This is a genomic window from Streptomyces sp. Tu6071 (assembly GCF_000213055.1).
In the GTDB taxonomy this organism is placed as follows: Bacteria; Actinomycetota; Actinomycetes; order Streptomycetales; family Streptomycetaceae; genus Streptomyces; species Streptomyces evansiae.
Window position 1 is genome coordinate 3,640,415 of record NZ_CM001165.1, and the last position, 13,696, is coordinate 3,654,110.

Genomic DNA, 13,696 nt, shown 5'->3' on the forward strand with positions numbered 1-13,696 from the left:
GCGATGGAGCACGTGCGCCGCACCCTAGTGGGGGCGCGCGCCGTCGTCAGCCGTATGCGGCTTCGATCACTCGATGGAATGGCTCTGGGCAAAGGTGCTGACAAGCGGACGCCCCGGGGTCCGTACGTGTGCACGAGGACGTGTACGCGTACGGGCCCCGGGGCGCCCGGCACGTTTTCCGGGTGGTCCCGGGGGCATCAGCCCGTGGCCACCGCGTCCCGCGCCGCCCGCTCGGCGATGTCCGTGCGGTGCTGCGCGTCCTTGAGGCCGATCCGCGCCACCGCCGCGTAGGCGCGCTCGCGCGCGACCGTCAGGTCCGTGCCCGTCGCCGTCACCGAGAGCACGCGGCCCCCGGCGCTCACGACGTCCTCGCCCTCGCGGCGCGTCCCCGCGTGCAGCACGTACGCGTCCGGGGCGTCCTTCGCGGCGACCTCGTCGAGCCCGGTGATCACGTCGCCGGTACGGGGCGCGGCCGGGTAGTTCGCGGAGGCGACCACGACCGTGACGGCCGCGTCCTCGCTCCACCGCAGCGGCTCCAGCGTCGCCAGCTCGCCGCGCGCCGAGGCGTTCAGGAGGCCGGAGAGCGGGGTGCGCAGGCGCGCGAGGACGACCTGCGTCTCGGGGTCGCCGAAGCGCGCGTTGAACTCGATGACGCGCACGCCGCGCGAGGTGAGCGCGAGCCCCGCGTACAGCAGCCCGCTGAACAGCGCGCCGCGCCGCCGCAGTTCGTCGACGGTCGGCTGGAGCACCGTGCGCAGCACCTCGTCGACGAGGCCCGCGTCCGCCCAGGGCAGCGGCGAGTACGCGCCCATGCCGCCCGTGTTGGGGCCCTCGTCGCCGTCGAGCGCGCGCTTGAAGTCCTGCGCGGGCTGGAGCGGGACGACCGTCGTGCCGTCCGTGACCGCGAAGAGCGAGACCTCGGGCCCGTCGAGGAACTCCTCGATGACGACCCGGCCGCAGGCGAGCGCGTGCTCGCGCGCCCGCGCGCGGTCGTCCGTGACGACGACGCCCTTGCCGGCCGCGAGACCGTCGTCCTTCACGACGTACGGGGCGCCGAAGGCGTCGAGCGCGGCGTCGACCTCCTCCGGGGTCGTGCACACGTAGGCGCGCGCGGTGGGCACCTGCGCGGCGGCCATGACGTCCTTCGCGAACGCCTTCGAGCCCTCCAGCAGGGCGGCCTCGCGGCCGGGCCCGAAGCAGGCGATACCCGCCTCGCGCACGGCGTCGGCGACCCCGGCGACGAGCGGCGCCTCGGGCCCCACGACGACGAGATCCGCCTCCGTCTCCCGGGCCAGGCGCACGACATCGGCCCCGTCCAGGGCATCGACGGGCCGCACGGCGGCGACCTCGGCGATCCCGGCGTTCCCGGGGGCACAGTACAGGGCTTCGACGGCTGGGTCGAGCGAGAGAGAGCGGCACAGGGCGTGTTCGCGGGCGCCGTTTCCGATGACGAGGACCTTCACACGGCTCACCCTAACGGGCGGGTGGGGGGCGGGGGGCTCACGGGCGGAGGGGTGGGGTGGGGGCGGGGGCCGGGGGCGTGATGGGGCGGGGACTCTTGGTCGGGCCGGGCGGCCGGACCTCCGACGGCTCGGGCCCCACATCCCGCTTCGGTCGGCGACGTGCCTCAGCCGGTGGCCCGGCCCGACCCGTCACCGGTCACCGTCACCCGTCACCCGTCACCCGTCACCGGCTCAGTGCGGCGCCGCGTCGTTGTCGTACTCGTCGAGCACGGTCGCCCCCAGCTCGCGCACGATCAGCTCGTACCCGCTGAGCGCGCTCTCGACGAGGTCCGGGTCGTCGGCCGCCGGCATGTCGTCCTCGGGCGCCACGGGCGGGCGCGCGGGAGCGGCGGCGGGGCGCTGCTCGGGGGCCGGGGCCGGTACGGAGGGGGCGGGCGCGGGCCGCGACTGGGCCTGCGGCGGGGCGGAGGGGCCACCGGGCGCCGCCGTCGGTGCGCCGCCGCTCTGCGGTGCGGGGGCGGGGCTCGGCGCCGGGGCGGGCGCCGCGGGTGCGCCGCCGTACCCCCCGTAGCCGCCCCCCGGAGGCGGTGGCGACTGGGGCGCTCCGCCGCCGCCCCCGCCCTGCGAGTCGACGACGGCCTCGATCTTCCAGTTGACCTGGAAGCGGCTCTGGAGCGCCTGCTTGAGCACGTCCTCGTTGTTGCCGTTGAGGAAGTTGTCCCTGGCCCCGGCGTTGACGAAGCCGATCTGCAAGGTCGTCCCGTCGAAACCGGCGACCTGCGCGTTCTGGCTCAGCAGCATCCAGGTGAAGCGGCGCGTGTTCTTCACCGTCTCCAGGATCTCGGGCCACAGCGCGCGCGGATCGAGGCCGCTGCCGGGGGGCGGGGCGGCGGGCTGGGGCGCGGCGGGGGCCTGGGCCTGCGGCTGGGCGTGCGCCGGGACCTGGGCGGCCGGTCCGGGTCGCACGATCAGCTCGTACAACCTGAGCCGCTCTCGACGAGGTCCCAGTCGTCGGGCGGGGGCGCGTGGTCCCCGGAGCCGGGCCCGGTGGGCGCGGGCCAGCCGCCGGGGGCGGGGGCGTGGGGCGCCGGGGCCTGCGCGGGGGCGGGCGCCTGCGGTTGCGCCGGTGCCGGTGCCGGTGCCGGTGCCTGGACGGGAGCGGGCGCGGGCGCGGCGGCCTGCGGGTAGGCCGCCCCCGCCACCGCTCCGGCCGGTGGCCCGGACCGCTCCAGGCGGTCGAGTCTGGCGAGGACGGCGCGCTGGTCGTCGTACGCGGCGGGGAGGAGGATCCGCGCGCAGATGAGTTCGAGCTGGAGGCGCGGCGAGGTGGCGCCGCGCATCTCGGTGAGGCCCTCGTTGACGAGGTCGGCGGCGCGGCTCAGCTCGGCGGCCCCGAAGACGGACGCCTGCGCCTGCATCCGCTCGACGACGTCGGCGGGCGCGTCGATGAGTCCCTTCTCACCCGCGTCGGGCACGGCGGCGAGGATCACGAGGTCGCGCAGCCGCTCCAGGAGGTCGGCGACGAAGCGGCGCGGGTCGTTGCCGCCCTCGATGACGCGGTCCACGACCTCGAAGGCGGCGGCCCCGTCCCCGGCGGCGAAGGCGTCGACGACGGAGTCGAGCAGCGAGCCGTCGGTGTATCCGAGCAGCGAGGTCGCCATGGCATAGGTCACACCGTCGTCACCGGCTCCGGCGAGGAGCTGGTCCATGACCGACATGGAGTCACGCACGGACCCCGCCCCGGCCCGTACGACGAGGGGCAGCACCCCGTCCTCGACCCGTACGTCCTCCTGCCCGCAGACCTGGCCGAGGTAGTCGCGCAGGGTCCCGGGCGGCACGAGCCGGAAGGGGTAGTGGTGCGTACGCGAGCGGATCGTCCCGATGACCTTCTCGGGCTCGGTCGTCGCGAAGATGAACTTGAGGTGCTCGGGCGGCTCCTCGACGACCTTGAGCAGGGCGTTGAAACCGGCCGACGTGACCATGTGGGCCTCGTCGATGATGTAGATCTTGTACCGGCTCGACGCGGGCCCGAAGAACGCCTTCTCGCGCAGGTCACGGGCGTCGTCCACGCCACCGTGCGAAGCGGCGTCGATCTCGATGACGTCGATGGACCCCGGCCCGTTCCTGGCCAGGTCCTGGCAGGACTGGCACTCGCCGCAGGGCGTGGGCGTGGGCCCCTGCTCGCAGTTCAGGCAGCGGGCGAGGATGCGGGCGCTGGTCGTCTTGCCGCACCCGCGCGGCCCGCTGAACAGATACGCGTGATTGACCCTGTTGTTGCGCAGGGCCTGCGACAGGGGGTCGGTGACATGCTCCTGCCCGATGACCTCGGCGAAGGTCTCGGGACGGTAGCGGCGGTACAGCGCGAGGGACGACACACCTACGAGGTTATAGGCGCCCACCGACAAACGGCCCCGCACACGACAACGCCCCCCACGCACCCGCCAGAGCCGACCTACCCTTGCTGCCTTCCGGCCCTGGGGGAGTTCAGTCAGATAGCGCCACGTGAGGGGCTGCCCGCCACCCTACCCGATCCCGAACCCCACCCTCGACCCCTCTCCCCCACCCCCGGATCGGGTTCGCGAGCACTCCCCTGCCTCATGTAATGTCTCCTGCGGAGGATTCGCCTAGAGGCCTAGGGCGCACGCTTGGAAAGCGTGTTGGGGGCAACCCCTCACGAGTTCGAATCTCGTATCCTCCGCCATTGCTCTCACCGGGCAATACGTCGAAGGGCCCCACCGGTTTCGGTGGGGCCCTTCGACGTTGTGGCGATCACACCTCAACGTTGGAGTGTGGTCAGCGGCCCGTCTTCCAGTCCGTGTCCAGGATCGCGGCGTGGACCGCCGCTGTGATCAGGGTGAGGGCGAGGATGCCGCCTACCCAGTTGCCCCCGTTGCCGAGGGCGTCGCCCAGGACGGCCGTGCCGTAGGTCGCCGCCGCGTAGAGGGCCGGGACGGTCATGGGGACGACGCGCTTCTTCGCCGCGATGAAGAAGAGGGGTGGGGCCAGCAGGCCCGCGGAGAGGACGACCGCGGAGACCCGGACGAGTTTGTGCCAGGTCTTCGCGTACATGCGCGCCCTGAGGGGGGCGTCGAGGTAGGGGTTGCTCATGGGGCGGCCTCATTCCTTCAGGCCCCACAGTGTGAGCGGGGGACGGGCGCGCCGGGGACAACTCGTGTGTATCGGTCGGTTTCCGGTGGGAAGTTGTCGGGTTCGGGCGGGCGGTGGGCTTTACCAGTTCTCCAGGAGTTCTTCCTCGGTCTTCTCTTCCGGGGTGTCGTCGTCCTCCGATTCGTTCAGTTCGAACCAGACCGTTTTGCCCTCGGGTTCGGGGCGGACGCCCCAGGCGGAGGCGAGGAGGTCGAGGAGGATGAGGCCGCGGCCGGAGGAGGCGAGTTCGCCGGGGGCTTGCTGGTGGGGGAGTTCGTCGCCCTGGTCGGTGACCTCGACGCGGAGGTGGCGGGTGCCGGCGTGGCCGAGGAGGCGGGCGGCGAGGGCGGCGGACTGGTCGGTGTGGACGAGGACGTTGCCGAGGAGTTCGGAGGTGAGGAGGACCGCCGTGTCGACCTGGTCCTGGCGGGCCCAGTCGTGGAGGAGGAGGCGGAGTTCCGCGCGGGCCTCGGCGAGGCCCTCGGGGCGGTCCTGGCGCAGCGTGAGGACGAGGCGGCGTTCGGGGATCGCGCCCGTGCCCTGTTCGGGGTGGGCGTCGCGGCGGAGCAGGAGGAGGGCGATGTCGTCGCCGCCGTGCGCGGGGGCCACCTCGGGGTCGGGGGTCTCGACGGTGGCGAGGAGGCGGTCGGCCATGCCCTCCAGGTCGCCCGGGTCGGCCTCGGTCAGCGCGTCGCGCAGCCGGACCCAGCCGGTGAACATGTCGTCGCCGCCGTTCTCGATGAGCCCGTCGGTGCAGAGCATCAGGATCTCGCCGGGGTCGAGTTCGACGAGGTCGACGGGGTAGTCGTTGGCGCCGCCGAGCAGGCCGAGCGGGAGCCCGCCCCGTACGTGCTTGATCAGGCACGTACCGTCCGGCAGGCGCAGGACGGGGTGCGGGTGGCCCGCGCGGGCGAGCATGAGGACGCCGGTGGCGGGGTCGGCCTCGACGTACAGGCAGGTCGCGAAGCGGTCCTCGTCGAGGGCGGCGAGGAAGCGCGAGGTGCGGGCGAGGATCGCGTCGGGCCCGTGGCCCTCGGCGGCGTAGGCGTGGACCGCCGTGCGCAGTTGCGACATGAGGCCCGCCGCGTGCACGTCGTGGCCCTGCACGTCGCCGACGACGCAGGCGATCTTCCCGCCGGGGAGCTGGATCACGTCGTACCAGTCGCCGCCGACCATGAGGCCGCCGCCGGTCGGCACGTAGCGGTTCGCGACGGTCAGGCCCTTGCGGACGCCGCCGGCCGCCGCGCCCATGCTGGAGCGCAGGCCGCGCGAGAGGGCGAGTTCGGCGGCGCCCGTGCGGGAGCGTTCGAGCGCGCTCGTGAGGAGCGCCGCCGCGGTGCGGAGCAGGGCGCGATCGGCGGCGGAGAAGACGCGCGGGGCGCCGAAGGCGGCGAGCCACACGCCCTGGACCTTGCCGCCCGTCACGAGCGGCAGGTACGCCCACGCCTCGCGGCCCCGGCGCGAGGTGAGGCGCCACATCGCGGGGTAGCCGCGCGCGTACGCCTCGGGGGATTCGAGCCAGACGGCGCGGCCCGTGTGCGCGACCTCGGTGGCGGGGTGGCGGGTGCTCAGCGGCATCCGCAGTTCGCCGGTGTCCGTCTGGCCGGGGGCGCGGTAGCCGGACTGGCCCTCGGCGTGCAGGAAGTTCTCGCCGACGCCGAAGACGACCTGCCCGTTGAGGTCGAAGCCCTGTTCGTCGCGGAGCCGGGCGGTGACGCGCAGGGCCTCGTCCATCGTGACCGTCTCGGCCAGCTCGTGGCCGGTGGCGAGGAGGGCCGCGGCGCGCGAGGGGATGGGGTGCGGCGGGGGCGGGGGCTGCGGGAGGGGTTCTTCGGAGGGGGCGCTCCGGGTCCTGGACGCGCGTGCTGTCGTTCTTGGCCCACGTGGGGTCGGGCTCGCCCTTCTCCTTGCCCGCGGGGGTGCGGTGGGGGGCTTCGAGGGCGTTGAGGTGGTCGATCTGGGCGCGCTCGGCGGCGCTGTGACCCTCGTCCGGGACCTGGGCGCCGTCCGCGCCGCGGCTCTGGCCCTCGTCATGGGCGCCGTCCGCGCCGCGGCTCTCGTCCCCGTCGTGGGCGCCGTCCGCGCCCCGGCCCTCCTCCGGGTCCTGGCCGCCGTCCGGGTCGTGGCCGCCGGGCGGTTCCTGGCCGCCGGGGGGCGTCGCTCCGCCTCCGCTTCCGGTCACCGTGCCCGCCTCTCGCCGTCCCGCTACGGGTCCGGGCGGCCATCGCGTGGGGGACGTACCGGCCCGTTCTCCCCATCGTCGGGGGGATGCGGGCCGGGTGCAGTCCGGGAGGGGGCCGATCGGGGGTACGGGGGCGCGGGGGCGCTACGCGTCGCGCGCGCTCACTCCCCCGTACCGGCTGTGAACGGGCCCACGCGCGGGACGCTCGCCTTGCCCGTGTTGCTCACCGGGCCGCCCTTCCACGCTGCCTTGAGGTAGTCGCGCTCGTCGGGCGGGGTCAGGCGGATCGCGGCCGGGGTGACGGTCGTGACGCCGGTCGCGCGGGGGTTGCTGAAGGTGAGCGGGGACCAGGCGCTCTTGCCGGGGGTGAGGGAGACGCGTTCCTTGGTGCCGGGGGCGCGTTCCGGGTCCACGGTGACCTGCTCGCCCGCGTCGTTGACGAAGGCGAGGCCCGGGTAGCCGTAGACGGTGCAGGTGCGCGACGAGGTGTTGGTGAGGACGAGCGCGAAGTTCTCCTGACCCGCGCCGGGGTGGTTGTCGCCGAGACGGACGGAGAGTTCCGAGGTGTGGCACTGGGTGCTCGCGGCGGGCTTCGCGTCGGAGCCCGGGTCGCTCGTGGCCGTGCCGCCGCCGGTCTTCGAGCCGCCGCCACCGCCCGTGCTCTCCTTGCCGCTGGGCGTGGAGGACGCGTCGCCGCCGGGGCTCGCGGGGGCGCTCGGGTCCTTGCCGCCCTCCTCGCTCGCGCTGGGGTCGGCCTGGTCTCCGGGGAGCGGGCCCGCCTGGCTGTCGACCTTCCGCGCGGCGTCCGTGCCGCCCGTGTCGTTGCCGCCGCAGGCGGTGAGGAGCAGGGCCGCGGCGGCGAACGCCGCGGCCGTCGTGCCCGCGCGGCGGGCCTTCGTGGTCTTCCCGGTGGTCGTGCGCATGGTGGTCTCCGCGTCTCGTGGGGGGCGTGGCGGGGGCGTGGGGGGCTTCGCCGAGTACGTCCCGCTTACGTACTCCTTCGATGCGTGGTCACCGGGGAAAGTTCACGGCCGTTCGGTGCTTTTTCCCGCGGGGGCCAGTTCCAGCCCGTTCAGTACCTTCCTCGTCGCTCCGTCGCAGGCGTCCCCGTCCTCCGCGCAGCGGATCTGCACGTACGCGCCGCGCGTGCCTCCGTCCTTCGGGGCCAGGGCGGCCTCGGAGAGGCGGTGGCCCGCGCAGCCCGTCCACGTGCGTACCACTCCTTTCCACTCGCCCTCGTCCCATTCCTCCTCCTTCGGCGACCGGCAGTCGTTGTGGCGCAGGGCCTCGACGGCGGCCGTGAGGGGCGCGGCGTCCTTCGCGCCGAGGTCGACGGCGCCCGCGAAGACGCCGTCGACGCCGCTGTCCGGGTCGGACCAGTCCGAGACCTTCGTGGCGACCGTGAGGCCCGGCTCCTTCGCGGCGGGCAGGCCGATCGCGGCCGGGTCCCAGCCGCCGTCGGCGTACTCGCGCCCCCAGGCGGCGGGGACGGTGAGGTGGAGGGCGCCGGTGGCGTCGGCGATGCGGCGGCTGGTCGTGCGCTTGCCCGCGCTGGAGTCGTCGCCACTGCCGCCGCTCGCGCGCAGCGCGAGCGTGGTGCCGACGGCGGCCAGGGCGAGGACGGTGAGCGTGGCGAGGAGCGGACGGAGGCGGCGGCGCGCGGGGGCGGGCTCCGGCGGGGCGGGGGCGGGGTCGGGCTGTACGGGGGCCTGAGCGGCCGGTACGGGGGTCGGGGTGGCCGGTACGGGGGTGGGCGGTACGGGGCTGGCCGGTGCGGGGGACGGGTCCGGCGAGGGGCTCGGCGTACCGCCCCCTCCCCGGACCGCGCCGTCCTCCGGCTCCCGTACCGCCTTCCCCTCCCGCTCCCCCGCCCCGTCCGCGACGCCCGTCCCGTCCGCGACGCCCGCCCCGTCCGCGACGGCCGCCCGTACCGCTTCCAGCTCGCGGGCGAAGTCCGCCGCGTTCGGCGGGCGGTCGTCGGGGGCCGGGGAGAGGGCGCGCAGGGCGAGGGCGCGGACGGGGGCGGGGAGGTCGGGGCGGAGTTCCGCGGGGTCCAGGACGCGGCCCGCCTGGCCCGGGACCGTACCGGTGACGAGGTGGTAGAGGAGTGCGCCGAGGCCGTAGACGTCGACGCGCGCGTCGATGCCGCCGGGCGGGGGGTCGGACTGCTCGGGGGCCATGTACCCGGCGGAGCCCGCGACGACGGTGAGGCCCGAGGAGGCGGCGAGGTTCTTGGCGAGGCCGAGGTCGGCGACGAGGACACGTTCGGTGCCCGCGCGGACGGGGCCGGGGCCGCCGGGGCTCTTGAGCAGGACGTTCGACGGCTTGATGTCGCGGTGCACGATGCCCGCCGCGTGCAGGGCCGCGACGCCGGTCGCGGCGCCCGCCACGAGGCGGAGGGCCTCGGCGAGCGGGGGCGGTCCGGCCATGAGGAGGTCCTCGACCGTGCCCGCGTCGGCGTACTCCATGACGAAGTAGGGCCGGTCGTCCTCCAGCTCGCCGATGTCGTAGACCTGCACGACTCCCCCGGAACCGGCCTGGCGGAGCAGGCGGGCCTCGCTCAGGAAGCGTTCCCTGATGTCGAGGCGGCCCGCCCAGTTGTCGGCGAGGACCTTGACGGCCACGGGGGCTTGCAGGCGCTCGTCCTGGGCGAGCCAGACGACGGCGAAGGCGCCGGAGCCGAGCCTGCGCTGCACCAGGTATCGGCCGATCCGCTGAGGTGAGGGCATGCCTTTTATGATGCCCAGATGGTCTCCGACGCTCCGCGACCCCTCCGTACTTTTGCTTTCGGCACCGGATTTTCTTGGCGCGGCGGGGCGCGCGGGGGCGCACGGGCCGGGGTCGTGGTGTGCGGGGGCGGGGGCGGGGGTAGCTGGTCCGGGGCCGGGGGGTACGGGGTCGTGGGTTCGGGGTGGGGCGATGAGTGAGGCTGGGCAGGGCGCGTACGGGTACCGGGAGGTGCCCGACACCGAGGCGCTCGCCGCGGCGGCGGCCGACGGGGACGCGGCGGCGCTGGACGCGCTGCTGCGGGCGGTGGAGCCCGAAGTGGTGCGGCGTTGCGGGCGGTTCCTGCTCTACCGCGAGGACGCGGAGGAGGCGGCGCAGGACGTGCTGCTCCAAGTGGCGCGGAACATCGGGCGCTTCGAGGGGCGCAGCAAGTTCAGTACGTGGCTGTACACGATCGTGGCGAACTGCGCGCGGCAGAAGTACCGCGAGCTGAAGCGGCGGGCCGCCGAGCAGCCGCTGCCCGCCGAGGAGCACCAGCGGCCCGACCCGCGCACGACGAGCGTGATCGCGGGCTCGCGGCTCGACCTCCTCGAAGCGCTCGACCGGCTCGAACGCGACAGTCCGCACCTCGTCGCGCCGCTGGTCTACCGGGACATCTGCGAGATGGACTACACGGAGATCTCGGAGCGCACGGGGATTCCGCTGGGGACGGTGAAGTCGCGGCTGCACCACGCGCGGCGGCAGGTGCGGCCCTGGCTCGTGGTGGGGGACGCGCCCGCGCCGGTACGGGGAGACACGGGGAAGCGGTGACCCCCGGGGCGCCTCCTCAGCCCCCCACGCCCCGGAGCACCGTCCCCACGAGCCGGGTCAGCTCCGCCCGCCCTTCCGTCCCGAGGTGGGCCGTCGCCTCCGTGAGCCGCCGCGCGATCTCCTCGGCCCCCTCCTCCGCGAGGCGCCGCCCCTCCTCGGTCAGGCCGACCAGGACCGCGCGCCCGTCGTGCGGGGACGGGGAGCGGCGGACCAGGCCGCGTTTCTCGGCGCGGCCGACGAGGCCCGTCATCGAGGACTTGTCCAGGCCCAGGTGACGGCCGAGTGCGAGCATCCCCGCCCGCCGGTCGCGCAGGACGCCCAAGAGGCGGAGCTGCACGACCGAGAGCTCGTGCGCGGCGCCGGTCGCCGACAGGACGCCTTGGACCAGGAAGGACAGCTGCACGAGCGCGTCGACCGTGTTCAGCGGGGCGTCGTCCGGGGGCGGGGTCGGTGCGGGGAGCGGTGCGGGGGTGGGCACGGGACGGGACTCCTTGCGTTAGTACGTGGCACGAACTACTCTCGAATGTAGTACGTGGCACGTACCAAATTACCGCGCCGTGCCCGCCCCGCACCAGCCCCCCCCCGCACCAGCCCCCCGCGCCAGCCCCCGCACCCCCCGCCACCCCGAGGAGCCCCCTCATGCGCGCCGCACTCGTCCGCACCTTCGGCACCCCGCCCCGCTACGAGGAGGTCGGGCCCCCTCCCGCCCCCGGCCCCGGCGACGTGCTCGTCGACGTCCTCGCCGCCGGGCTGCACCCCCGCGTCCGCTCCGCCGCCGACGGCAGTCACTACACCTCGCGCGACGAGCTGCCCCTCGTCCCCGGCATCGACGGCGTGGGGCGGACCGAGGAGGGTGAACTGCTCTACTTCGTCGCGCCCGACACCGCCCTCGGCACCCTGGCCGAGCGCGCCCTCGTCGACCGCCGCCGCGCCGTCCCGCTCCCCGCCGGTACGGACCCGCTCGCCGTCGCCGCCGGGATGAACCCCGCCATGTCCTCGTGGGTCGCGCTGCGCCGCCGCGTCGACTTCGCCCCCGGCTCCTCCGTCCTCGTCCTCGGCGCCACCGGGAACGCCGGGCGGCTCGCCGTGCAGGTCGCGCGCGGGCTCGGGGCCGCGCGCGTCGTCGGTGCGGGCCGCGACCCGCACCGCCTGGGCCTCCTCGACGCGCTCGGCGCCGAACCGCTCGACCTGCGCGGCGAGGAGCACGAGGTGGCCGGGCGGCTCGGGGCCGCCGCCGGGGATGTCGACGTCGTGCTCGACTACCTGTGGGGCGCCCCCACCGAGCGCGCCGTGCCCGCCCTCCTCACCGCCCGCACCGACCGCTCCCGCCCTCTCACCTGGATTCAGCTCGGCTCCGTCGCCGGACCCGAACTCACCCTTTCCTCCGCGTGGTTGCGGGCGGGCGCGCTGTCCTTCGTCGGGAGTGGGCAGGGCTCCGTCACGACGGCCGGCATCGTCGCCGAACTCCCCGCGCTCGCCGAGGAGATCGTGAGCGGACGAATCGATGTGCGGCCCGTCGCGCGGCCGTTGGCGCGCGTGCACGAGGTGTGGGGCGAGGAGGTGGCCGCGGGGGAGCGGGTCGTGCTGGTGCCGTAGCGAGCGGGGGGCTCAGGCGCGGCCCCGGTGGCGGGCCACGGCGTCGTTGTTCGCACAGCGCACGGTGCAGTAGGTGCGGCGGCCCGCGCGCGAGGTGTCGACGTACGCCGCGTCGCAGCGGGCGCAGCGGCCGAGGCGGTGCGCGCTCGACGAGCAGATGACGTACGCGAGCGCCGCCGCCGTCGACGCCTTCACGTGCCCTACCGTCGCCTGGTCCTCGGGGCCGTAGTGCAGGTGCGGGGTGCCGTCGTGGAGAGAGATGCGCGGCAGTGAGGCCGCCTGCTCCAGCGCCGCGTTGGCGTGGGCGCAGCGCGCCGCCAGCGCCTCGGGGTCCAGGGGCCGGCCGCCGGAGGGGGCGAAGCAGGGGGCGAGGGACGCCGCCGCCCAGGCCCGCAACTCCCGTACGCCGCGCGGGGTCGGCGGCGGGCGGTGGATGCCGTGGGCGCGGAGGAGCGGGGCCAGGTCCTCGGCGGGGGCCGCGTTGACCAGGGCCGCCGCGAGGCGGGCCGCCTCGCCGCCGTAATGGTTGAACTGCACAAGGGCATGACACCACGCTGGCGGTCATGCGTACAGGCATACGAAGCACTCCCCCGCGCACGGGCCCGCCCCACGCGCCCACCGGCCCGCGAGCGGCCGGTTCCCTCGCGCGCCTCGCCCCGCTCCTCGTGCTCGGGCAGATGTGCAGCCTCCAGCTCGGGGCCGCTGTCGCCAAGTCCCTCTACGGGCGCGTCGATCCGGTGGTGGTGGCCGGGATGCGGCTCGGCTTCGCGGCGGTGCTGCTCGCGCTGCTCGTCCGGCCCCGCCTCGCCTCGTACAGCCGTGCGCAGTGGCTCGGGGCCTGCGCGCTCGGGCTCGTCTTCGCGGGCAACAACCTGACCTTCTTCCTCGCGCTCGACCGCCTCCCGCTCGGTGTCGCCGCGACCGTCGAGCTCCTCGGCCCGCTCCTGCTCGCCGTCGCGCTCTCGCGCAGCGCCGCGCACCTCCTGGCTGGGTTGCTCGGGCTCTGCGGGGTGCTGCTGCTCGGGGCGCCGGGGGGTGAACTGCCGCTCGCGGGGCTGGGGTTCGGGCTCGCGGCGGCCGGGTGCAGGACCGCGTACGTCCTCCTGAGCAAGCGTGTCGGGCGGCTCTTCCCCGACTTCGGCGGGCTCTCGCTCGCGCTGCTCGCCGGGGCGTGCGCGCTCGTCCCGCTCGCGGCGGTGCACGGCGGCGGTCAAGTACGCGCCGATCCGGGGGCGCTGCTGCCCGGGTGCGCGGTCGCGCTGCTCTCCTCGCTCGTCCCGTACGCGCTCGACATGACCGTCCTGCGCCGCATCGACTCGCGCGCCTTCGGGGTCCTGCTCGCCCTCACCCCGGCGGTCGGCGCGCTCGTCGGGCTCGCCTTCCTCGGGGAACCGCTCGGCGTCCGCGAGGTCGTCGCGATCGCGCTCGTGGTGGTGGCGGCGGGGTGGTCGGCGCGGGCGGGGAGCGGGGGCGGGGCACGGGCGGCCGGGCAGGATTGAAGAACACGGGCGAGTTAGGTTAGGCTGACCTAAGTAAGTGAGTCACGAGCGGCATCCCGGCGGTGGGCGCCAGAGCCAGGAACCCACCGCCGGGACCCGGACCGGCCACTGGACCCGTACGCGTGCATCCGCCCCGGCCAAACGCGCCCCCGCCGACCGCCACCCCCGCCGCGCGGCGCTCCCGGAAGCCGACCGGGGGCCCTGCGCGAGGGAAGTCCCCACGGGTGTAGGCGGGGTGGCGTGCCATTACCCGGAGCGGCGGGAGTACTGAC

10 protein-coding genes, 1 tRNA gene, 1 other RNA gene and 1 pseudogene are annotated in these 13,696 nt (G+C 75.3%); 4 read left to right on the plus strand and 9 right to left on the minus strand.

Annotated features, from left to right (window positions below):
• Positions 1-197: 197 nt before the first annotated feature.
• The 3 genes and pseudogenes from purD to ffs form a co-directional block, all read right to left on the minus strand.
• Positions 198-1,463 carry a phosphoribosylamine--glycine ligase gene (purD, locus tag STTU_RS14965; protein ID WP_007824262.1) on the minus strand — a complete coding sequence of 422 codons (1,266 nt, stop codon included), beginning with the start codon at positions 1,461-1,463 and terminating at the stop codon, positions 198-200.
• 231 nt (positions 1,464-1,694) lie between these two features.
• Positions 1,695-3,838 (minus strand): annotated as a pseudogene (locus tag STTU_RS14970) (DNA polymerase III subunit gamma and tau).
• A gap of 41 nt (positions 3,839-3,879) precedes the next feature.
• Positions 3,880-3,978: signal recognition particle sRNA small type (gene ffs / locus STTU_RS32465), an RNA gene on the minus strand.
• A 98-nt stretch (positions 3,979-4,076) separates the two neighbouring features.
• Between ffs and STTU_RS14975 the strand changes: the two genes are divergently transcribed.
• Positions 4,077-4,164: transfer RNA gene (locus tag STTU_RS14975), tRNA-Ser, on the plus strand.
• Positions 4,165-4,256: 92 nt separating this feature from the next.
• Here the strand turns inward: STTU_RS14975 and STTU_RS14980 are convergent.
• From STTU_RS14980 to STTU_RS15000, 4 genes are all read right to left on the minus strand, one after another.
• On the minus strand, positions 4,257-4,571 hold the full coding sequence (locus tag STTU_RS14980; RefSeq protein WP_007824266.1) for a hypothetical protein: 315 nt from the start codon (positions 4,569-4,571) through the stop codon (positions 4,257-4,259).
• A 120-nt stretch (positions 4,572-4,691) separates the two neighbouring features.
• Positions 4,692-6,344, minus strand: coding sequence for an ATP-binding SpoIIE family protein phosphatase (locus STTU_RS14985; RefSeq protein WP_007824267.1), 1,653 nt, complete (start codon positions 6,342-6,344; stop codon positions 4,692-4,694).
• 609 nt (positions 6,345-6,953) lie between these two features.
• Complete coding sequence (locus STTU_RS14995) at positions 6,954-7,715, minus strand: DUF4232 domain-containing protein (protein ID WP_043255256.1); 762 nt, start codon at positions 7,713-7,715, stop codon at positions 6,954-6,956.
• A 102-nt stretch (positions 7,716-7,817) separates the two neighbouring features.
• Positions 7,818-9,521 (minus strand): serine/threonine-protein kinase, encoded by a 1,704-nt coding sequence (locus STTU_RS15000; protein ID WP_043255258.1) that lies wholly within the window; start codon positions 9,519-9,521, stop codon positions 7,818-7,820.
• A gap of 190 nt (positions 9,522-9,711) precedes the next feature.
• On the opposite strand from STTU_RS15000, the gene STTU_RS15005 reads away from it, so the two are divergent.
• The gene (locus STTU_RS15005; protein WP_007824272.1) at positions 9,712-10,329 is read left to right on the plus strand and encodes an RNA polymerase sigma factor; all 618 of its coding nucleotides are present in this window, start codon (positions 9,712-9,714) and stop codon (positions 10,327-10,329) included.
• A gap of 16 nt (positions 10,330-10,345) precedes the next feature.
• Here the strand turns inward: STTU_RS15005 and STTU_RS15010 are convergent, their stop codons facing one another.
• The gene (locus tag STTU_RS15010) at positions 10,346-10,807 is read right to left on the minus strand and encodes a MarR family winged helix-turn-helix transcriptional regulator (protein WP_007824274.1); all 462 of its coding nucleotides are present in this window, start codon (positions 10,805-10,807) and stop codon (positions 10,346-10,348) included.
• A gap of 161 nt (positions 10,808-10,968) precedes the next feature.
• On the opposite strand from STTU_RS15010, the gene STTU_RS15015 reads away from it, so the two are divergent.
• Positions 10,969-11,925, plus strand: coding sequence for a quinone oxidoreductase family protein (locus tag STTU_RS15015; RefSeq protein WP_007824281.1), 957 nt, complete (start codon positions 10,969-10,971; stop codon positions 11,923-11,925).
• 12 nt (positions 11,926-11,937) lie between these two features.
• Here the strand turns inward: STTU_RS15015 and STTU_RS15020 are convergent, their stop codons facing one another.
• On the minus strand, positions 11,938-12,462 hold the full coding sequence (locus STTU_RS15020) for a CGNR zinc finger domain-containing protein (protein WP_007824282.1): 525 nt from the start codon (positions 12,460-12,462) through the stop codon (positions 11,938-11,940).
• Positions 12,463-12,488: 26 nt separating this feature from the next.
• On the opposite strand from STTU_RS15020, the gene STTU_RS15025 reads away from it, so the two are divergent.
• Positions 12,489-13,424 carry an EamA family transporter gene (locus STTU_RS15025; RefSeq protein WP_007824283.1) on the plus strand — a complete coding sequence of 312 codons (936 nt, stop codon included), beginning with the start codon at positions 12,489-12,491 and terminating at the stop codon, positions 13,422-13,424.
• The last annotated feature ends 272 nt before the right edge of the window (positions 13,425-13,696 follow it).

Coding starts and splice junctions, on each gene's coding strand:
- STTU_RS14985 (WP_007824267.1), bottom strand. CDS start 6,344: ATGGACGAGGCCCTGCGCGTCACCGCCCGGCTCCGCGACGAACAGGGC.
- STTU_RS15000 (WP_043255258.1), bottom strand. CDS start 9,521: ATGCCCTCACCTCAGCGGATCGGCCGATACCTGGTGCAGCGCAGGCTC.
- STTU_RS14995 (WP_043255256.1), bottom strand. CDS start 7,715: ATGCGCACGACCACCGGGAAGACCACGAAGGCCCGCCGCGCGGGCACG.
- STTU_RS14980 (WP_007824266.1), bottom strand. CDS start 4,571: ATGAGCAACCCCTACCTCGACGCCCCCCTCAGGGCGCGCATGTACGCG.
- STTU_RS15015 (WP_007824281.1), top strand. CDS start 10,969: ATGCGCGCCGCACTCGTCCGCACCTTCGGCACCCCGCCCCGCTACGAG.
- STTU_RS15005 (WP_007824272.1), top strand. CDS start 9,712: ATGAGTGAGGCTGGGCAGGGCGCGTACGGGTACCGGGAGGTGCCCGAC.
- STTU_RS15025 (WP_007824283.1), top strand. CDS start 12,489: ATGCGTACAGGCATACGAAGCACTCCCCCGCGCACGGGCCCGCCCCAC.